Origin of the sequence: Halovalidus salilacus (assembly GCF_031852275.1) — an archaeon.
Lineage (GTDB): Archaea > Halobacteriota > Halobacteria > Halobacteriales > Natrialbaceae > Halovalidus > Halovalidus salilacus.
Genome location: NZ_CP134700.1, coordinates 2,023,823 through 2,043,957, shown reverse-complemented (window position 1 = coordinate 2,043,957; position 20,135 = coordinate 2,023,823). Strand labels below are relative to the sequence as shown.

Annotated in this window: 23 protein-coding genes; 1 reads left to right on the top strand and 22 read right to left on the bottom strand. The window is 54.1% G+C overall.

All coding sequences use genetic code 11. From position 1 onward, the window contains the following. Nucleotides 1–28: 28 nt before the first annotated feature. Nucleotides 29–691 carry a helix-turn-helix domain-containing protein gene (locus RJT68_RS10205; protein WP_407040253.1) on the bottom strand — a complete coding sequence of 221 codons (663 nt, stop codon included), beginning with the start codon at nucleotides 689–691 and terminating at the stop codon, nucleotides 29–31. Nucleotides 692–1,141: 450 nt separating this feature from the next. Then, nucleotides 1,142–1,318: a hypothetical protein gene (locus tag RJT68_RS10200; protein WP_407040252.1), complete on the bottom strand. Its 177-nt coding sequence runs from the start codon at nucleotides 1,316–1,318 to the stop codon at nucleotides 1,142–1,144. 134 nt (nucleotides 1,319–1,452) lie between these two features. Between RJT68_RS10200 and RJT68_RS10195 the strand changes: the two genes are divergently transcribed. Beyond that, nucleotides 1,453–5,601, top strand: coding sequence for an Eco57I restriction-modification methylase domain-containing protein (locus RJT68_RS10195; RefSeq protein WP_407040251.1), 4,149 nt, complete (start codon nucleotides 1,453–1,455; stop codon nucleotides 5,599–5,601). Between the two features lie 217 nt (nucleotides 5,602–5,818). Here the strand turns inward: RJT68_RS10195 and RJT68_RS10190 are convergent, their stop codons facing one another. From RJT68_RS10190 to RJT68_RS10095, 20 genes are all read right to left on the bottom strand, one after another. Further along, nucleotides 5,819–6,046: a hypothetical protein gene (locus RJT68_RS10190; RefSeq protein ID WP_407040250.1), complete on the bottom strand. Its 228-nt coding sequence runs from the start codon at nucleotides 6,044–6,046 to the stop codon at nucleotides 5,819–5,821. Nucleotides 6,047–6,250: 204 nt separating this feature from the next. Then, a complete protein-coding gene (locus RJT68_RS10185) occupies nucleotides 6,251–8,662 on the bottom strand; it encodes a DNA polymerase domain-containing protein (protein WP_407040249.1) in 2,412 nt (803 codons plus the stop codon). Then, nucleotides 8,637–9,167 carry a hypothetical protein gene (locus RJT68_RS10180; protein WP_407040248.1) on the bottom strand — a complete coding sequence of 177 codons (531 nt, stop codon included), beginning with the start codon at nucleotides 9,165–9,167 and terminating at the stop codon, nucleotides 8,637–8,639. The genes RJT68_RS10185 and RJT68_RS10180 overlap by 26 nt, the downstream gene beginning before the upstream one ends. 126 nt (nucleotides 9,168–9,293) lie before the next feature. Beyond that, nucleotides 9,294–10,205 carry a DUF6610 family protein gene (locus tag RJT68_RS10175; protein ID WP_407040247.1) on the bottom strand — a complete coding sequence of 304 codons (912 nt, stop codon included), beginning with the start codon at nucleotides 10,203–10,205 and terminating at the stop codon, nucleotides 9,294–9,296. Between the two features lie 7 nt (nucleotides 10,206–10,212). Further along, a complete protein-coding gene (locus RJT68_RS10170; RefSeq protein ID WP_407040246.1) occupies nucleotides 10,213–11,082 on the bottom strand; it encodes a PD-(D/E)XK nuclease family protein in 870 nt (289 codons plus the stop codon). Continuing rightward, nucleotides 11,066–11,230: a hypothetical protein gene (locus RJT68_RS10165; RefSeq protein ID WP_407040245.1), complete on the bottom strand. Its 165-nt coding sequence runs from the start codon at nucleotides 11,228–11,230 to the stop codon at nucleotides 11,066–11,068. The genes RJT68_RS10170 and RJT68_RS10165 overlap by 17 nt, the downstream gene beginning before the upstream one ends. Nucleotides 11,231–11,432: 202 nt before the next feature. Continuing rightward, nucleotides 11,433–11,579 carry a hypothetical protein gene (locus tag RJT68_RS10160; RefSeq protein ID WP_407040244.1) on the bottom strand — a complete coding sequence of 49 codons (147 nt, stop codon included), beginning with the start codon at nucleotides 11,577–11,579 and terminating at the stop codon, nucleotides 11,433–11,435. Further along, on the bottom strand, nucleotides 11,572–11,988 hold the full coding sequence (locus RJT68_RS10155) for a hypothetical protein (RefSeq protein WP_407040243.1): 417 nt from the start codon (nucleotides 11,986–11,988) through the stop codon (nucleotides 11,572–11,574). The genes RJT68_RS10160 and RJT68_RS10155 overlap by 8 nt, the downstream gene beginning before the upstream one ends. Then, nucleotides 11,981–12,196 carry a hypothetical protein gene (locus tag RJT68_RS10150; RefSeq protein WP_407040242.1) on the bottom strand — a complete coding sequence of 72 codons (216 nt, stop codon included), beginning with the start codon at nucleotides 12,194–12,196 and terminating at the stop codon, nucleotides 11,981–11,983. The genes RJT68_RS10155 and RJT68_RS10150 overlap by 8 nt, the downstream gene beginning before the upstream one ends. An 80-nt stretch (nucleotides 12,197–12,276) precedes the next feature. Beyond that, on the bottom strand, nucleotides 12,277–12,594 hold the full coding sequence (locus RJT68_RS10145; RefSeq protein ID WP_407040241.1) for a hypothetical protein: 318 nt from the start codon (nucleotides 12,592–12,594) through the stop codon (nucleotides 12,277–12,279). Between the two features lies 1 nt (nucleotide 12,595). Beyond that, the gene (locus RJT68_RS10140; protein WP_407040240.1) at nucleotides 12,596–12,871 is read right to left on the bottom strand and encodes a hypothetical protein; all 276 of its coding nucleotides are present in this window, start codon (nucleotides 12,869–12,871) and stop codon (nucleotides 12,596–12,598) included. Nucleotides 12,872–12,912: 41 nt separating this feature from the next. Next, nucleotides 12,913–13,287, bottom strand: coding sequence for a hypothetical protein (locus RJT68_RS10135; RefSeq protein WP_407040239.1), 375 nt, complete (start codon nucleotides 13,285–13,287; stop codon nucleotides 12,913–12,915). Between the two features lie 40 nt (nucleotides 13,288–13,327). Next, nucleotides 13,328–13,615, bottom strand: a complete 288-nt coding sequence (locus tag RJT68_RS10130; protein ID WP_407040238.1) for a hypothetical protein — start codon at nucleotides 13,613–13,615, stop codon at nucleotides 13,328–13,330. Continuing rightward, on the bottom strand, nucleotides 13,605–13,805 hold the full coding sequence (locus RJT68_RS10125) for a hypothetical protein (protein ID WP_407040237.1): 201 nt from the start codon (nucleotides 13,803–13,805) through the stop codon (nucleotides 13,605–13,607). Before RJT68_RS10125 ends, RJT68_RS10130 begins: the two co-directional genes overlap by 11 nt. 117 nt (nucleotides 13,806–13,922) lie before the next feature. Continuing rightward, the gene (locus RJT68_RS10120) at nucleotides 13,923–15,149 is read right to left on the bottom strand and encodes an ArsR family transcriptional regulator (RefSeq protein WP_407040236.1); all 1,227 of its coding nucleotides are present in this window, start codon (nucleotides 15,147–15,149) and stop codon (nucleotides 13,923–13,925) included. Nucleotides 15,150–15,189: 40 nt separating this feature from the next. Continuing rightward, complete coding sequence (locus tag RJT68_RS10115) at nucleotides 15,190–16,377, bottom strand: hypothetical protein (RefSeq protein WP_407040235.1); 1,188 nt, start codon at nucleotides 16,375–16,377, stop codon at nucleotides 15,190–15,192. A 103-nt stretch (nucleotides 16,378–16,480) separates the two neighbouring features. Continuing rightward, on the bottom strand, nucleotides 16,481–17,986 hold the full coding sequence (locus tag RJT68_RS10110; protein WP_407040234.1) for a hypothetical protein: 1,506 nt from the start codon (nucleotides 17,984–17,986) through the stop codon (nucleotides 16,481–16,483). Nucleotides 17,987–18,098: 112 nt separating this feature from the next. Continuing rightward, a complete protein-coding gene (locus RJT68_RS10105) occupies nucleotides 18,099–18,401 on the bottom strand; it encodes a hypothetical protein (protein ID WP_407040233.1) in 303 nt (100 codons plus the stop codon). Further along, on the bottom strand, nucleotides 18,391–18,612 hold the full coding sequence (locus RJT68_RS10100; protein ID WP_407040232.1) for a hypothetical protein: 222 nt from the start codon (nucleotides 18,610–18,612) through the stop codon (nucleotides 18,391–18,393). Before RJT68_RS10100 ends, RJT68_RS10105 begins: the two co-directional genes overlap by 11 nt. A gap of 22 nt (nucleotides 18,613–18,634) precedes the next feature. After that, nucleotides 18,635–19,609, bottom strand: a complete 975-nt coding sequence (locus RJT68_RS10095) for a hypothetical protein (RefSeq protein ID WP_407040231.1) — start codon at nucleotides 19,607–19,609, stop codon at nucleotides 18,635–18,637. Nucleotides 19,610–20,135: the final 526 nt, after the last annotated feature.

Below are 20,135 nucleotides of genomic sequence, written 5' to 3'. Positions count from 1 at the left end.
GCGGACCGACGACTCCGTCGGACGCACTTCATTCGTCGTCCGGATGGCTGATGGTGAGGGTGCTCGTGATGAGGTTCCGGTGCGCGGAGTGGAACCGCTTCGAGAGCGCCTGCTGGGAGACGTCCATTTGGTCCGCCAGTTCTCTCATCGTCACGTTCTGGGGCACCTCGTAGTAGCCCTCCTCGAGCGCGGTGAGCAGCGTCTCGCGTTGTTTCGGCGTGAGATCGTACTGAGCGCTCGCCATCGGCTGTTCCTGTTCTTTGATCCGGTTGAGTTCGTAGGAAATGCCGTTGTCGGCGCAGTACGATTGGAACGTCGTCAGGCTGTCGCGATCGTCGAACCGCATCCGCAGTTCCCAGTGTGTGGATCGCCCGACCGCCTGCAGGATCGTCGACCCCAGTTCGACGTACGCGTAAACGATGGACTCGACGTTCTCGGTCCACTCGGCGCGGTACAACCGCGCGTCCTCTACCGAGTCGATGTGTGCGACGGTCTGCACCGTCTCGTCAGCCGCGAACGCGGTCTCGAATTCGTCGTGATCGCCGCCCGTAACCCAGAAGTACGGCATAACTCGGTCCTCCATCGTCGCCACCACGCGCTCGATTTCGACGACCATGTGCGGCGCCGCCGTGAGTGCGCGGTTCAGGGCGAAATCGTCCGACCGAACGGAGAATTCCGCGATGACGCTCATACGTCCGATTAGCCGGCGACCAGAATAAACTCGATGGCGAGACGGGACGCTCGAGTCGGCGACTCCGCGTTCACCATCATCGCCAGAATGCGCGAGGGCAAGACGCTCCGTCTTGCCGCACTGTGGTCAGTGCGAGGGGAGGGAATCGAACCACGGTCGCAGGAAACCTGCTCCCTGATTCGATTCCCTCCTGCATCTCGCTCCGTGCGATCGTGCACTTCGCTGCGATGCGAGGGGAGGGAATCGAACCCACGAACCCCTACGGGAGCGGATCTTGAGTCCGCCGGGAGCGTTTTCGCGCTCTCTGCTTAATTACCGGCAAAGGACGCCGATAACTCCTAAACTTGCCGCGACCTTCGGTGTACGCGGAAGATTACAAGAGTCGAGACTATATAATAGGCTACGTTCGCGGACAAAAATACACTTGCCGTTCAACGAGTCCGGGATCCACTAATTGTATTCCGGCTCTTCCTGACCGAGTAAAACTCCGCACTCCTTCCGTAATTTGCTCGCGGAATGCCGCCGACTCGGATGCACCCCCTCGTCTTCCTCGAGCTTACCCATCTCTTCGTAGATCAGCGCTAGCTGGCGAACATCAACTACGAGAAGGGCTTTGGATTTGAGCATTACCATAAGTTAGATTCTAGAATATATTATAACTATCGGTCATCAATCCATTTGGCAAATTGTCAGGAATTGACAAAAAGATAGCAATCCAATAATTACATGACCTTTGACTGAAGTACCTACCAGTATTACGAATGAGTCAAGCGACACTCTCCAATCGTCCGTATCAGAACTCGAATCTCTTTTCGGGTCACTATCTCGACGAGCGCCTTGAGCTACGAGAAGAATGGAACTGTGACGAAAAGGCGAGAGAGGTCATGGGAGAGCTTCAGTCGTTATACGAATTAGAGGGAGACCTGCTCAAGAGCTATAAAGAAGATGCGTTGATCGACGAGTGGATCTCCAAAGTTATCGATATTCTTGGATTCGGAACGCAGGTCGAAACGACGCTACCTGAGAGCGAGGGATATGTAGATATACTCCTCTTTGAAAGCGAGGGGGCACGGAGAGATGCTGCATCGGTCTATTTAGACACCCAAGATACTTCTGACCTCTTCGGTCGCGGAGTCGGCCTCCTTGAAGCCAAACAGTGGGACGCTGATTTCTCTCAGCGTTTTAGCGAGCAAAGACCATACAGAAACGCTTCTCACCAGATTAAACACTATCTTGAACGAACTCCCGAATCTATTCAGTGGGGCATTCTTACTAACGGTCGCAAGTGGCGGCTTTACGGAACCAAAGACTACGAGACGCAAACTTACTATGAAGTTGACCTTCCCGAACTCCTTGAGCACGGTGATCTTGACCAATTCAAGTACTTCTATCTCTTTTTCCGCCCGGAGGCATTTCAGGAGACAGGCGGTACAACCTTCCTTGATGCAGTTTGGTCCGAGAGTGAGACAGCGGCTCAAGAGCTTGGAGAAGATCTACAGGACAATGTTTTCACAGCTCTCCGGCTCCTTGGACGTGGTTTGGTAGAGACCAACGATCTCGATATTGATCCCGATAACGAAGAGGAACTATCTCAGTTGAAGAACCAATCACTGGTCTATCTCTATCGTCTTATGTTCGTGCTCTATGCCGAAGCGCGAGGTCTTATCCACCCCGAAGGACAGAAAGCTGTCCGCGAATACGAACAAAACTTTAGCTTGGACGAACTACGCCTCGGGATCCACGAGATGATCGGCGAGGTTGATGATGGATTTGAGTCCGAGTACAGTGAGTACTCGACAACAATCTGGAACCGGCTCCAAAATCTCTTCCACCTCGTAGATAAAGGCGAAGAATCGCTGGGTATCCCACCATACAATGGTGGATTGTTCAATGAGGAGCAAAACCAGTTCCTTAGTGAAAATCAAGTCAACGACCGTTATCTTGCAGAAGTCATTTATCGACTATCTACAACCGAGAATGACGAAGGACGATATGTTCTGGCAGATTACGCAGACCTCGATACTCGTCACCTCGGTAGCGTTTACGAGGGATTGCTTGAACATCAATTCCGAATAGCGCCAGAGGATTACGCAGCGGTTGCAGAGGACAGTGGACAGGTTTGGAAGCCTGCCACTGATGTAACCGTAGCGGAAGCGGTTGAAACCGTTCCAGAAGGCGGCCTATACGTTGTCAACGATGAAGGTGAGCGAAAGGCAACTGGTGCATATTATACACCAGACCATGTAGTCACATATATTGTTGAGGAAACGATCGATCCGCTACTCGACGAGATCCGTGAGGACCTGATTGAGCAAGGGTTTGAACCGGGAACTCAAGAGTATATAGGTCCATACTTACAGCGGGTTACACAGCTGAAAATCCTTGATCCCGCGATGGGCAGCGGCCATTTCTTGACTCGTGCCACAGGCTATCTTGCAGAACAGGTGATGAACGAGGTTCGCGAAGTCGAGTCCGAGATGGGGGTAGCTTTCGATGAACAGCACGTTCGTAGGGAAATTGCCAAAGAATGTATCTACGGAGTGGACCTCAATGAGATGGCCGTAGAACTCGCTAAGTTGTCAATGTGGCTTGAAACGTTAGCAGCGGATCGACCACTAGCTTTTCTTGACCACCATTTAAAATCTGGGAACTCACTCATAGGGTCGGATGTTACAGAAGTACTATCGGACGATACCGAGGAGAATGGTGGACAACTAACACTCCAGCAATCGTTTGCTCTTGTACGTGAACGCACTTTAGACCATGTAATGGATCTCATGCAAGAACTGTTGGAGATTGATAACGAGACACTCGAAGATATCAAATCAATGGAAGAAATATATAACGAGATCCATGAAGATCCCTTCTACCAGAGGCTATTCGAATTGACAAACGTCCATACAGCTGAAGAATTTGATCTTGATGTGCCTAACGGCGTTTATGAACGAATGGCGAATACAATAGAGAATGAAGATGAATGGGAGGAAATTCGAGATGAGGATTGGTTCAAATCGGCCCAAGACCTCGCAAAACAAGAGACGTTCTTTCATTGGGAATTAGAATTCCCCGAAGTTTTCTTTAACGAGAATGGAGAGAATAAAACTGATGATGGATTTGATGCAGTAATTGGAAACCCCCCATACGTTAAAATACAAAACATACCAAACGAATACAAAAAATTCTATGATTCACAATACGTAACATCAGAGCAGAGGTATGACTTATATAGCTTATTTGTTGAAAAGGGGAGTGAAATAACGAATAATCACCTTGGGTATATCTTACCAAACAAGTTTTTTGAATCCAATGCCGGAGCAGCACTCAGAGAATATCTCGCGGAATCAAATAGCCTTCGAAAAATAGTTGATTTTGGTCAGAATCAGGTGTTCAGCGGTGCATCGACATACACATGCTTAATATTCCTATCAAAAGGGCAGAATACAGGTTGTGTGAAATATAGTAAGAAAAGTAACAAGCCAAATGAAATCAACAATCTATCGTTCACAGAAGTTGATATTCACCCAAACAAAAAATGGAACTTAATGTCTAAAGATGAAAGTAAAATATTGGATAAAATAGAGAATACAGGAAAGAGCATAGATGAAATATCTGAGCAAATATTTGTGGGAATACAAACAAGTGCTGATGATATTTATGTATTAAATGATTGTACGGTCAAAGAGGGATATGTTGAGGGCTATTCAAAATCTCTCCAAGAAACTGTTAAAATTGAATCAAAACTCATGGAGCCATATATTGGAGGAAATGCAGTATCTCGATATGCGAGCATATCATCAAAGAGGTTTATCCTTTACCCATATGATCGAAACGGTGACATAATACCCGAAGAAAATCTCAGCGAGCGATTTCCTTTAGCATATGAATATTTGAACCAACATCAGACGGAGCTAATTAACCGAGGAAGTGAAAACCATGTCTATGACCCGTGGTATTCACATTGGCGGCCCCGGTCACCACAGCAGTTTAAAAGGGAGAAAATATTAATTCCAGAGATATCAAAAGGAGGTGGTGCAACATACGACAAAGACGGTAATTTATTCCATTCAACCACAGTCTATAGTCCCATTATGGAGGATGAGTACAAAGATAAGTCCAATGAAATACTGGGTATTATAAACTCAAAATTAGTGTGGTATTATATAATGTGTACGGGAACGGTCCTTCGAGGTGGTTACTATCGATATAAAACCGACTATTTAAATCCGATATCAATACCAGTCAATAATTTGCCTGCTTCCATGCGAGATGCGGTAAATGATATTTTAAACTATCAGGAAAGATTAGACCAGCTTAATGTATCTCTGTTGGACCATATTGGGTCATACTCAGAAGGAAAATCACTTTCTGAAATCGGTCTGGTTCAACCAGTGGAGGGAACAGCTGACTCAATTCTCAGTGAAACTGCTGATGAACGTGAAAACCTTCGAATTGGTACTGCTAAGATTATTCGTGAGTCATCTACATCAATCACAATCGAACTCACAGCTCGCTATAAACCAGAAAATGAAGATGATTACGAAACAGATCAGTGGGGGTACACTGAAACCGACCCTATTCCAGCACTTCGAATCTTGAACATCACAGAAAGTGAGGCTGACCTGATTGAGGCCTTTGTTCCTGTCGCTGTAGACGAAGCAGGTGGGTTTGCTAACTTCAGGGAGACTGCTACCAAGACAAACTCACTTATTGATCGTCTCAAAAAACTCACCCTACCTGCAATCGGTGACGTCCGGCAAGGATTGAAAAGTTATACCAAAACAAAATCCCAAGCCGAAGAACTCGAAAGAAATATAAAAGAGACAGACAAGTTGATTGATGAAATTGTCTACGAACTGTATGGGTTAACCCCCGACGAGATCGAGACTGTTGAGAAAGCTGTCGAAGAGTAAGAAAATATTTTATTCAATTTGTTCCATTGCATCAACGAGCGTTAGCCCATGCTGTGCAGCAAACCTATCTGCTAACACCCATGCTCGTTCAGCCCGAAGCGGTTCTCTTTCCTCAAGATCATGAGCGTGTCTAACCAACGCTTCCGCAATCAGGAGATCATCTTGTGGGTGTCGGACCATCCTATGGCTGGCTCGGCGCGTTCTCGTACTTAAAATCTCATTCGAGGGGTGGTCGCAAGTCTCGACCTCGGAAATCCATCGTGTCCTCCGAGTCGAACTCAATAGTGAATAAGAAGGCATCCAGTTCCCGCCCCGTCTCCTCAGCTGCATCATCTTCGAATATCTCGACGACAGTCCCATGCCGACCGTGATAGCGGTCATGATCCGGGTCTACCTCGTTCGGAATATCCACCCGAACTCGGTCGCCTACTGTGAATCGGGGCATCTGGTAGATACTAAATGAAGCCGCTCTTTTTTAGTTAACTACGTTCCGCCATCTCTGACCACTCACAACCACACGAGTGGCACGTATAACACCTCTTCACCTTCGCACCTTCGTCTTTTTCGAACACCCATACATCGCTGTCGTCGTTACATCGAGGACAGGTTTCCTCGACTTTCCAAGCTGTTTCCATATTTACAATTGAGTTTACATGAAGGCCGCGAGGCCGGTCTGGAGCTGGTTCTTCAGTGCTGCGTCAACGTTCACATCCACCGCATCGAGGATCGTCCGCAGCGGCTTCACGATCAGACTGTCGTTCATCTTCGTCGTGTCCAACGTCACCGTTTGCGGAACGGTCGAAGGATCGTCGAACGCCAGCACGTCGATCTCGTGTTCGAACCCGTCCACGGTGTAGGGCTTCACATAGACCCGCTTCGGCTTTGATCCGCTGCCGAAGTTCTCTCCGTACAGCTCGTTCGCGAACCACGCCGCTCGCGGATGAGCGTCCTTCGGCGTACCGTTCGTCCACGCATACTCCTCGAGCGGCTTCGAGAGGCCACCGGGGATTCCCACACGCTCGAGGTCGGACCCCGTGGGCTTGATCTCCTTCGCCGCCTCGTAGATCGTCTGGCCGATCTCGGCTTCGGTCGCACCCTCAAGGATCTTCTTCAGGATTGTGTCCTGCAACTCCTTCGTGAGCAGGGCAATGTCGCTCCGAGTAAAGCCCGTGATCGACACCTTCGGGTCGCAGTCCTTGCCGTCCTTCCACGTACAGAGGTAGGCGTAGCGCTTCTTCTTCCCCGCTTGGAAGAACCGCTCCATGTACGCCTCGACCTCAATCTCCCAAAGGTTGTCCTCGGGGGGAATCCCGTATTCTTCTGCGAGAGCCGGGTAGACCTCGGTGTTCAGCGCTTCCGCAATCTTCTGCGCTTCCTCGAGACAGCGCTCCTTCGACCAGTGAGCGGGGAAGCGAACATAGTTGCTGTCGGTATCTCCGTAGATCACTTCACCAACCGTTTCATCGTTGATGTACCGCTGCGTGGCCTTGATGACCTGCTGACCCATCAGCGTCGTTGACTCGGCGACAGCCTCGTCGTACAGGAAGAAGCGCTCCCACCCCGTAATACCGTAGATGCTGTTAGTTATTGTCTTACTTACATCATATCTCTCACTGTATTCTTCGTACTCCGGGGTGCCTGCCTCGTACTGGTTTCGGAGCTTCTTGTACTCAGCCTTGAGCGCAATCGCGTCGTCAACGAGTTCCTTGAAGATGCCATCTACGTCGAGACGGAAGCGAGCGCCAGTCGGCGGCCTCGAGTGCGGGCCATCGAAGTTACCCGACGGCAACTTCGTCTCGGGACTTGCGTTCAGCATCGCCATCGTGTACGGGTACAGCGAAGCCAAGTCCATCCCGACGACGTTCTCCGCAACGCCCGTGTACGGCGGGAACACGTACGCTCCCTCGTATTTCTCTTCCTTCTCGACGAACTCGGCATCGGGAGCGACGACGCCCTTCTCGTAGAGCTTCCGCCGGGTCATCATCTCGATGAACTGGTAGTTGTTCACCGTCCCTTCGAAGTCGACACCGACCTCATCGCGGAGCGCTCCCTTGAACGCCAGAACGCCACACTCGCGTTCGATTTCCACGACGAGCTGTACGTCGATCGCGTTGTAGCGCATCAGCTTGTCGGCGTCGTTGCACCACATCTCGTAGATCGACTCGCCCGTGTGATCGATCTTCTGCTCGCCGAGTTCCTCTTCAGCGACCGCATTCAGTGAGTACGATCGCAGCTCCCCGCGTTTGGTAGACTTGTAGGCGGGCAGCATGTCGTAGATCGTCTGCCCCTTGATCCGAACGTGGCGGCCCTTCAGCCGAACGTTGTTCTTACGCTCAGTTCCGTTGCGGCTCAGGCGGTACGGCGGAATGTCCAGCCGCACCATTCGAGCCACAAGATATGGCATATCGAACGATTCTATGTTCCACCCCGTCCAGAGGTCTGGATCGATTTCCTGAATCCAATCGGCGAATCGCTCGAGCATCGATCGCTCGTCGGGATCAAAGTGTAGTGCGGTCAGCCCTTCGGGTTTCCCATTCGGGAACACATCTGTTACGGAACGCCCCGCTAAGTCGATGAAGCCGTGATACTCGTCGGTGTAGTTGTCGTGAGCCACGATCGAGAGGATCGCCTTCTCGCCCATCTCGGGGAAGTCGCCCCGATCGTCAGTCTCAATGTCAAACGTCACGACTCGAGGCTCTACCTTCATGTCCACCGGGTCAATCTCCTCGTAGTGGCAGAACCGAGATGGGGCCTCGACGCCCGTGTAGATCCCCAGATCGATCCGGGCGCGGGCCGTGAACCACACATCGGTTTCGTACGTCCGGCTGAAGAGAGAGGCCACTTCCTCGAGATCCCAGAGCTTTCGCACCTCAATCCGTCCAAGCGGCTCGCCGAACAAACTCTCGTAGCCGTCAACATCGAACTTGAGGACAGCCTGATTCGTGTAGAGCGAATCCTTCAGGCTACGCACTTCGTGACTCGGCGCGAAAAAGTAGGGATTGAACCCGTAGATCGTAATCGAATCCGCGATTCCCTCAGTCGTCCGACCGTACAGCGTCACTGTCTGGCAGTTGTGCTGTTCGCTCCACTGCGTTACCGTGTTTGTTACGTATAGCTTCATTCTGTCGTATTTCTTCAATTATCCGTTCGGATCGGCAGAAGACGCCGTTCTCGGTCAGCCACTCCTGTAGCTGACAGTTGTTGATCTGCGTGATGAGAACGGCCCTCTCTTGCGGCTGCATCAACTCGCTGTAGCCTTTCAGCAAGAGCGGAACGGCGTGGTAATCGATCTGGTAGTACGACACGTCCATGTCGTAGTTGTCAGTCGATTCTGGGTCGCAGATAACCTCGGAGATGCACGTCTGTGATGATCCCCCCGGATACCAGAGGTACGCCTCAAGACTCTCGTCGATACACCAATCCCCGTTCTCGTCCTTCTCGCCGATTACCACCTTCAGCTCGGGTTCACTGACCCGTTCCTTCAGCAGCTTCGCCAGCCCCGGTAGAAGGGGCAGTTGTTCGTACCTCGTTTCAACGATTCGAGGTGTAAAGGTACTGGGTTCCATATCAGGTTTACCAGACCGAGCAGCCGCTAAGAATTACCAAGCGACCGTGTGCCCAACTCGGTTGGAACAGGTATGAATTTACTTCGTCATAAATATTTCTCTAGATTCAGACGTTCACCCACAACACTACCGATTTCTCAACTCTTGTCGTCTGGAAATTCTTTCTTTCCAGTCTTTTATATTGTTCTCCAAACACCACGCCCGGCCCGGAAACGGAATATCATCTTCCTCACCGAGCCACGGCTCAATGTCCAACGGATCTTCGTAGTACCGCCGATCATTCTCCTTCGGGCGCGTGTACTTCGTCCGCTCGAGGCGACCGAGACAGATGTTCGTGCCGTTCCACTCCGTCCAGATGTTCGCGAAGCTCTGCTCGACGCTTCCGTAGAAGCCCTCGCGCTTTCGTATGAACTTCCGATCACTCCAGACATCGCCCCACCTCGCCCTCGAGATCGGAACGGCGGTATCGATCGAGCGAACCGGGACGTAGTATTTCTCAACCTCGAGCTGTTTTGTGGGATGGCCGCCGAGAACGTGAACCTCGCGACACTCGCGGTATTCGGACCACGGGTGGGGCGTTCCGCCGAACCGTTCCTGACACGGCATCCCGACGCGGAACCGACTCGGTACATCGAGGGGGTGGATCGACTTGGGCACCATGATGACAGTCTCACAGTAACGCTCCAGCTGCACAGCATAGCGCACCGCTTCGTTGAACCCAACGTTCTCGTCAACGTCGGGAGCCACGGCGTATTTGGGCCGCTCTCGCTTGACGACAGCAAGATGTTTGCGGAACGCTGCCTCTACGTCTTCCGGTCCCTCAATCTCAGTGAAGGGCCAGTCAACGAACTCAACGGGAACATCCTTCGGTGGACGCTTATTCGCCGATGCAAACCCGACCATGACACCAGATCGGGCTGCCGCGTACGCAATATCCTCACCGCCGTTCACCGTCGTTATCACGTCGACGATGTGAAATCGCTTGATCGGCGGTCGAAGGTCGTCACTATCGAACAGTTGGGCTTGCGCTTGGCTCATGGCAGAATTACAGCGGTTTCTTGTTCTCGTCGAAGTAGTTGGGACCGGGACCGCCGATCGTTCCCCACGACGAACTACAGATTTTGTAGAAGTCGCACTGACAGCCCTCGTCGGACTTCCATGCACAGAGCGGCTGCTCCTTCACAGGAAAGTCTTCGCGATCCGTGCTGGCCGTCATCTCCTCGACGTACTGGAAGATACGCTCGCGGCGTTCCGCATCGAGTGGGCTGATAACGAAGTCGTCGTTCATCGGGAAGTACCCGGCTACGGCGGCAATGTCCCACTCGTCCTCGAAGAGAACTGCGTAGTACTCTCCCTCGAGGAAAATCCCGTCGTCGCGGTACTTTGGGTCCGGGGTCTTCCCTGTCTTGAAGTCGATGATAACGACTCCTTCGTCATTCTCGACTTGCGGAAGGCTCGAGGCATTGACGATCACGTCGGCGTATCCCATCCACGGTGGGGCCTGCTCCCAATCCCACCCCTCGGCTTCAACTCCAACAGGCAGGAACGCTTTATCATCGGGGGCCGCCTTCCGCCGATCCATTTCGAACAGAATGAAGTTCGAGATGTACGGCTCGATCCAGTCAGCCCATAACGATACATCGGACGGGAGCAGCTCGGTGAGATCCTCGGGAACCTCGCTCCGATCGACGTAGGACTCGAGGAGGTTCTCGTAGTAAATCTCGTACGTCTCGTGGACCTGTCGCCCCCGCTTCGTGTAGTACGTATCCGGGGTCCGCATCCCCAAAACGTAGCTGTAGTAGAACTTCCTCGGGCACGTCTTGTACGTCGTTACTCGCGACTTGCTGATGTACGGAAGCTTTCCGGGAGCGCATCCCTCGCGAAGCTCCGTCAGCGTATCACTCTGCGTCGGCACTTCTTTCCTCCAGTATTTCTACGTGATTCGTTATGTCAGCCACCGTCGTTTCGCCGTCTTCGTTTGTTGTGAACTCGATGACGCACCTCGGCTGTGATCGTGCGTGGCTCAGGATCTCGACCAGTGTCTCTCGATTCGCAAATGTCACTACTGGATCACCTCCACCACTAGTTGATTTTTCATCACCTTTGAGTTCGACCTGCTCTGAAAGACGTCGAACAATTTATGGTGTTTGGTCAGCGATTCGAAATTGGCCTCGAATGTCAGAGGCACCCCATTCGAGCCACCACCACCATCGACATCATCACCAGTTGGGCGGGTTGGACCTCCCCAAACTTTTCCAACTTGTATCATACCAGTGGTTTTCCGGTCTGTTTCTCGTAGGTTAGATTCCGATACTCGCGCTCCATCTGCTGCTTATGAACCGCTTGCAGAACCGTGCGATTTGCTGCGATCTGCCGCTCAACGCGACGGACCAGATCATCGAGGTCACTCATCACCGACACCCACTGAATCAGCCTCGCCGTTCGAGGTCGCTCGAGGTGGATCGACCGTCACTGGCTGCCGGGCCATCTTCTCTCGCTCCATCTTGTTCACCGCCTGCATCGCCGCGTAGACGGACTCGTCAGTGTCGGCGTCGGCAGCCTTCTCGTAATTCATCGACGCGCCACGCAGCTCGCCGTTAACGCTCCGTGCGAGCTTGTCGAGCCGTCTCGTGAACAGCCCGACCGCGATCCAATCTTCAACCGTCTCGAGGACGACCGGCTCCTCTCCGACCAGTCGAAACAGAATCTTTCCGTTCAGCTGCCATGACGCACCATAGTCGGAGTTTTTCAGTTCGTACGTCTCTGCGCCTTCTTTCAGTATCTCGGGTACGCTCTTGGGTTCCATGATCTTGTCAGTCAAGGTGTTCCTGCCTCATTCGAATGATCTCGCCGCCACGCTCGGAGACAACCCCGTCGTGGTGCGCGATTTTGATCGTCCCGTTCGGGAGTTTCAGTACGTCAACGACGCCAGTGTACTTCGAGGGTTTGTCATCTACGTCGGGGTAAATCCAAACGGACCACGTAGTGTCCGGCGTCGGCTCTGGTTCGTGTATCTCTGTTACAGGCATGAGTTGCGGAAGCGCCCCTCATTTCATGACATATTTCAAACTAGGGGCGATTTTAACGTGCAGCGGAGTTCGCGTGAATGTTAACGGGCATCGTGCTGCCAGCAGCGTTCATCGGGTGATTCGACTTCTCGAGTACAGGTGCCGCCAGAGGCGAGATCGGCATCACAGGTGAACGACGCCTCTTCGTAAGCCCAATTGCTCTGGACGTGATCGGGAGCCTCTCGACTCATTCTTTTGGATACGTCCGAATCTGCTCGAGTGAAGACGACGCTCTCCGGCCTCTCGACCAGCACCGTAACGCGACTGTGAGTCGGTGAGTGGTGGAGAACCTCGACGATTCGCCCGTTGACCTCGAACGGTTCGTCGTAGCTGTACGTCTCTCGGGAATAGACCGCCATGTCACTCGTCACCTCCCTCTTCTTCGTCCTCGTCAGGATCGGGCCGAATCGATACGTCTCCGTACTCGATTCGGAGGAAGACCGTGTTGACGTAGAGCATTAAGTCGGTCAGCTCATCGGCGTACTCGGCTTCCCCCTCGGCCTCGAGCCGCTGCTGCTCTTCCTCGAGCCACTCAGCGGTATCGAGCGACCACGCTTTCAGAAGGTCGAGCGATTCGTGGATCGTTCGAACGTTCTCTGCGATCTCTGCGGGGGAGATGTATTCTTCATCAGACACTCCCGACAGCAAGCTGTTTAGTTTCTCCAACATAGTATGTCTTATGCAGTAGTAGATTCACTGTCGACGCGGCGGTCGTGGACAGGTGCGGCATCATTGAGAGCGGGGAACCCAGAAGATTCGAACCCGCCTCGAGCCGAGAAGTTGTAGTCTTCCGGGAGGATCTGCCGATTGCCGTTGCAGATCATACCGCATTCGGGGCAGATTTCATCACCGAGATGGTCGACCCACGCCGGAATTGTGTGTTCTCCGTTGTGATCCACGCACTCGGGACACATCGTCGTCGTGTACTCGATCGTTTTCGAGACGACGATCCCACCGGGAAGGTTCAGCATGATGGGAGTGCCATCACCACGGAGTTCGACATCGGTCACTTCGAAGTGGTCAGCGCGGGTGTTTCGGCGGTCAACGTGCATGATAGTGGTAGGTGTAGCGTAGAGATGATCGACAGGCGGTTCAGACGTAGACCTCGACGGGCCTCACGTCCATCTGGCAAGCACAGGAAGCGTTGAACGCAACACCGATGAACTGCGCTCGTAGGTGCGCTTCCGTCAGCGAATCAGCTCGGATATAGATGAATGACGGAACGTACTCGCCACCGTGGGTTTCGGCCACCCACAGGTGGTAGAGGCCGTTCTCTCCGTCGTTCTCCTCTTCTTCGTTCTCGGAAGGCTGCGAGTGCGAGCGTCCTTCAACTTCGTCGAAGTTCGAGGGAACCCTCGTCGGATGATCGTCAGCACCCATAGGCGACCCCCGGATTGCACTCTCTCGAGGCGTTGATGATCGAATGGAATCGCTTCCACTCATGATAGAGCGCTCCAATCGCAGACTCTCGCGTTCCGCCAACTGCGTTGAGCAGGGGAGCGTCGTCCCCGATGTAGTAGGCCACGAAGACTCCGTTCGTCTCTCGAACGGCCACGTTGTCGGCCTTCATTGTCCCACCTCGGGGACACTCCGGGCGTTTTGACATTCGGTACTGCTGATCTCATCGCTCTCTTCAATGCTGTAAGTCATAGTAAGTCTTTCGTAGTATATCTTATAGGGAGTGTCTTTAAGCCGTTACCATCGGTGACTGCCCGTCCAATGCCGGATCGGGTGCGTCACTGTCAGTATCGCGGAACTGGACCGGGTAGAGCCACGCCAACGGGTAATCGTCAGTGACGCCATGGACGGTCGCCGCCGGTTCACTCCAGACCGAGAGCGATTCCTCGTAGTCGCTCGGTGGGCAGATCGAGCCGGACATGAGAACGGGCCGGTTCATGACATGCTCGAGCTTGAACTCGTGGTAGTGGCCCCGGTAGGCAATATCGAACCCGTGCTTGATCTGCCATCCGCGCCACTTGTTCTGACCAGAGGCAGTCCCAATGTGCGGCAGGCAGTTCTGACCGTGCCGGAGGTGTCCCCGGTGCAGCCCGTTCCGCATCGTGAAGTTGATGAACGCCGTCGCGCCGGAACGAATGAACGTCACATTGTCGAGGTCACTCAGCCGCACCATCCGGTCGAGCATCATGTAGACGATCCTGTCGGCGTTCGCCTCTTGGCTCATTCCGTTGGCTCGCAGCTCGCCGTGATTACCAGCCTGACAGACGACCTGCACGCTGTCGAAGCGGGCCGCGAGGCGCTGGATCTGCTCGAAGTACAGCTCACACGCGAGGTCGATCTGTGCGTCGATCGTGAGATCAATCTCGTGGGGCTGGTGTGAGAAGATATTCTCACCAGTTACGGTGTCGCCGCCCAACAGCAGGTGAGCAGTATCGAACTGCCGGTCGGCTTTCTCTTCCCGGTCGATCAGATCCATGACGGAATCGGTCACACTACGAATCCGCTCGGCGGCAATGTCCTTGTTGAACACGAGGTTGCCGAACTCGTCGTAGACTTCAGCGCCGATGTGATCGTCAGATCGGTGAATGACCACATCCTCGTTCGACGGATCGTAAGCAAGGCCACCGTCCGCGACTGCCGGAACGCTCCGATCGAGGAGGCGAGTAAGCCGATCGTTCAGGTCGGCAAGGTGCTGGTTCGCTGCCTTCGTCTGGCTCGCTTTCGACGCTCGGTTCGCCGTCTGATTATAGTTCGTCGGGTGCGACTCGAGACGACGCAGCTCGGTTACGGGGTATCGCACCCCGTCTCGGTTAATGATCGGGATCTGCTCGTTGATGGCGCTCAGGTGGTCGCGTACAGTCGATTCCGTGATTCCAAGCGCGTCTGCCACTTCCGAGACGGTCGCGGGGAGCTGTTCGAAGACGTTTCTCTGTGCGGGCGTTAAGTTGTAGCTCATAGGTGTAGATGTAGCAGTGGCAGGGAGAGTGTGGCCGCCGTCAGTGGGCGGTCGCTGTCCCTTTATATTCGTGGTACAGGTTGCAGGACTCCCCAAGGCAGAACATCGGAGCCTGCGCCCAGATTGTGTCGCAGCGATATGGATTCAACTTGTGAGCGATCACCTTCTCGACTTGGTGCCGGGTGAAGTCCTCGTCGAACTCGTCGGCTTCACTGAAGAACTCGACGATCACGTCGATCGGGACTCGCTGATTCACCAAGTTGGCGATCACGTTCAGCTCCATTGCGTGACTCGCCGCGCCGTGACTGAACATATCGGGGCGCTCTCTGAACGCCCAAATACACGGCTTCTCGCGAGTCAGGAACGGTATATCCTCAAGTGTGATCTCCTTGTTCTGCTCTTCCTTGTAGCGCTCGAGTGCCTCTGGATCGAAGCTACTGATACCGCAGTAATTCGCACCAGTGGCCTCTCGAACGTACTGCGTGATTACGTCGCCCGCCTTCTCGTTGGGAACGCGGCGACAATCTGCTGGAACAGGCCGGGGAGATCGGGTCAGTTTCGCGTACTCGTTCGGCGTTATATTTGCGAGTTCTCGGACTGATACTGGAACGCAGTATCGGTCTTCATCGAACGCTTTCGAGGCTCCGACGTGCTTCGTGTTCGGAAGGCGGCAGAGTCGAGCCAGATCACTGCTGTCAACGTCTACCCATTCCTCGAGATCGAGGTACGTCTGCGCTTCAAGGAAATCAATCAACTCGTCAGCGTACCTCCGCATCCCGTTCTTGAACTGCGCCGCCGTCCCCTCGTTGGGATCGATGGCCGGGAAATCCAAGTAAAGGTGGACGCCTTTGTGACCGGATAACGCTGCCCGGAAGTGCTTATCAGAGCCTTCCTTTACCAGTAGCCGACAGACACTCCGTACACGAGTGAGGAGCGCCGACATGTCCCGATACCACGCTTGCGGATCGGGATTCGAACTTCTGTACTCGCCACCAGCTGGAATATCGAAGTCGATGAAGATCGTATCGATTGACGGAACGCAGCCATCTACGGTGTGACCGTGAGGGAAACTGTAGACAGAGACGTACGGTGCAACCGATGTTCCTTCAACCTCCTTGATGTACCTCCCGACCTCGAGCGGCGACTCTGCCCATTTCTGGTGCGCTGTAACCCTGCGCGGGTAGCTGGTACACCATACTGTGATTGCGTCCGCTAACTCTTCCGTCATTCATGGATTAGTCTCTGGCAATTCCCGCAGCGGAACTCGTCTGACCCGTATCTCCGCTTTTTGCGACGAATTAGAACATCCCGCTGGCAATATTCGCAATACTTCACATCAACGTCCCCTGTCCTGCTTTGCTCCCTTCGACGGTCGCGAAGTCGTCGCCAGCTTCCGCAACCTCGTCGCTTTCCGTCTCTGGTTCGGATTCAGATTCGGTTCCCCAGAGGGGCTTGCTCAGTACCTCCTCGATCTCTTCCTCGGCTTCATCGAGCGCCTCTTGGAAGCTGGTATCCTCGGTGATGTTGATCTGCTCGCCCGTGATTGGATCGGTGACGATCAGCCCTTCGCCGCGACAGAACCGCTCGATGTACTCTTCGGCGATTTCGGGTTCGAGAACCTCGCGAGCCACCTCTTCAGTCCGCTCCACAAGCTTCGCATAGTCGAGAGCAGTCGGGTGATCGACCACCTGAGCGAACGCCGTCGCGTACCACGTCTGCGGGTTATCCGCTTGGTTCACGTCGACGTACGCCTTCGTCTTCATCGACTTGAGCGACGAGTGAACGTCCCGATCCGTGATGTTGTAGCCGCCGCCCGACTGCCGGACAGCCGACTGGATCTTCGAGACGGTCATGGCCGTCTTCTCTTCGCGGAGCAGCTCGAGGATGATTAAGTCGATCTCGCGCAGGTTCAGCGCCGACATAATCATCTGCTCCCCGAAGATTTTCATGCCGTACCACACGTCGGCTGGCGTCACAAGGAGCGTCGGCTGGCTGTCGAACAGGATCTCCATGCGATCCTGATAGTGGAACAGCGCCACGCTCTCGATGAACTTGTTGAGCCGCTTGTAGTCGTCACGAGCTTCCGTGAAGTGCGTCGGAACCGGGTTCTGCTCCCGCAGCGGACGCCCTCCGGGGATGTTCATAATCGCACCGATCGACTCGTCTCGCGCGTACCGGCTCACCGGAATCGTCGCGATGTAGTTTTGGATCTGCTCGAGCTGCTCGTCGGTCAGATTGCACTCGTACAAGCCGCTCATGTCGTCGGCTTGCCGATCGAGGATGCGCTCGGTCTGTTCCTGCGAAGCATCGTTGCTGACGATCAGGCCACGGTTCCGCAGCTCGGGGAAGTCATTGATGTCGACGTTCTCGTTGTCGGAAGCGATCCCGACAATAATGCAGTCGGGCGGGTTGATCGTCATTCGGATCGTCTCACCGGAGGTAACGTCGGTGATCTCACGGCTCGCAGGGAGGCCCTCAGCGGTCGCCTTCAGGACGGCCTCGACGTGTTCCGGGAGACTCGCCAAGTCCTGATAGACGTGGACGCGACACTGGTTGATCTCGTCGGCAGCGTAGTACAACGCCGTAGGACTCAGTGTCGTACTCATCTCGTAAATGTCGCTGTCCGGGATCGGCTCGCTCATACACTTGACCGTGAAGGTCTTACCAACCCTCGATGGACCAAGCATGATGACCAGACCGCCACGGATCATTGCCGTGAAGACCGTCAGTGCCGTCTCCTCCTCGCCGACCAGACCGGCATCTTGAGCAGCACGGAGTACGTCGTACAGCTCGGGGGTTTCTGGCTCTTCTACTACTTCTGGATGTTTGTTGGACATGGCTGTGATGAAGTGGGTTCCGCATCCTGTATCCGAACGGAGACGTAGCTGCGCGTTTCATGACATATTTCAAACTGGCAGCCGTCCCAAGGGCTACAGAAAATCTCTCTCGCTACTCGCCGCTTCCGCCAGCCTCGCCAATCAACCGTTCCAGTTCAGCAACCGCCCCCTCGTGGTTCCGGGGAGTGAGCGAGAACGCTTCACTCCAGCTAATGACGCCGCCGTTCTCGTCGGCAGGGAACGCCATCGACTCATCCGCGAACGCAGAGGAGACAGAGCTAATGACGTAGTACTCCGATTCCTCGAGACTGTCACCGAGCTGAATCGACTCGGGGAGCCTGTGCAGAGTCGCGTAACCGTTGAAGTATTCGGACACATCGCAGACAAACGTTTCAGATTGAGTTTCAGTTATCATCTTCAGAGTCCTCCATTTTCTTCGAGAGAACGCGCTTCAGAACGCGCTGCTCGACATTCTCTCGGACAATCGCATCGAGTTCCGCAGACACTTCCTCGAGGTCGTCGCCTTCCTCGAGTTCCACCGTGACGCTCTCGTGAACGTCGATCGGTTCGAATTGCTCAAGCTGTACCTTCCGACCGTAGCTTACCGTGTGTTCTTTGAGCCTCATAAAGCGTGAATATGTTCAGCTATCAGCTGACGATCGCGTTCAGGATCGTATCCGTGCCGACCGACTCGACCATCTCCGGTGTGAGCGAGTTGTCCGACTCTTCCGCCATCTCGTTCAGGTTCGTAAGGATCTGTTCTTCGTCGGTCAGACCGAAGTCGCGGCAAAACTCTACGAAGTCAGCGACCGGACCGGGCATCCCACTGGTAGCCTCGTCAGAATCCTCGCTGCTATCCATCGTCGAGGCTGGAGCCGAAACCGGAGCGCTGGAGCCACTGGAAGCGTCTTGCCTGCCGCTGACGATCATTATCTGCTTGCCAGTCTTTACGTCGATCACGACAGGGCTGTGGAACTTGTGCTTCGGCCCCTGCTTGATGACCTTGAACACGTCAACCTCTCGCCCGATCAGGTCTTCACGTAGCTCGACTGCCCCCACGTCCAGCCAGTTGTGAATGTCGTCCTTGTCGACGATGATCTCCCGGCCAGCCGGAGTGAGCGTCTGAGCGAGAACCTTCGCAGTGGACGAGGGCTTCTGGCCGCCGTCTTCCCACATGATAAAATCCCCGAAGTCGATCGGATCGGCAGGGTCGGCCTCAATCCCGTTCTCTTCGTCGCCCTCAACTCGAGCGCCGAGCAGCTGGTAGCGGTAGTTCTTCGTGCCGATCTCTTCGGTGAACACATCCGGGGCATCGTCAGCGCTTAGCTCTTCGTTGAGAACGACCGGCATCTGCTCCCACGCGAAGAGCTTGACCGTACCGTCTGGCTCACCGTCGGCACCGAGACGCTCCATGAGAACACCGTCGACGAGCTTGCCGTCTGTGAATTTGATCCCGAGCGACTGACCCCACTGGTTGTCGCCGCCGTAGCAGGCATCGAGGACGCCACGGAAGGTCGCGTTCGGCTTCCACTTTAGGGTGAGATCACGCTCGTAGTCGCCACTGGAGCTGCTGGTGCTGGTGCTAACGTTGCTGGACTCAAAGGAGGCGTACTTGCTGTTCATGAATGTTGTGGATTTACTATTTCTTACGTTCTATTTCCTATAGGCGGTACAAGCAGGGTGGAGTATCTCTATTTTGTGTCATCACCCCCAAGCTTGCTCGGGGAATCGAACCCCGATCTCGAGCAACACCAGTGCAAGCCCCACCGGTCGCTCCAGTGGATTACAGTGCGTAGTACCTTGTTCGCATTACGTTGTTTCCCCGACCCCCGGCGGGGAATGGGAAGGAAGGGAATCGCACCCTTCAGTGGCTCAGAATCCAATTCCCAGATACAGACAGCAAGAAGTTGGCGGAAGGCCGCCTCCTTCGGACAATTCAGGTTGCCCAAACCAAGCGGTAACTACGGCAAGTGGTAGCAGTTAATACCACTCCGGGTACAGGACCCGGAAACCCGCTCGAGGAATCGAACCCCGATGGAAGACCACTACGGGTGAGTATGAGAGATTGGAAGTGGAATGGACTGTATGCGGTGGGACAAACCGCCGGGGCTTTCCGAACCCCGGAAGGGTCAAGTCAGGAATCGAACCC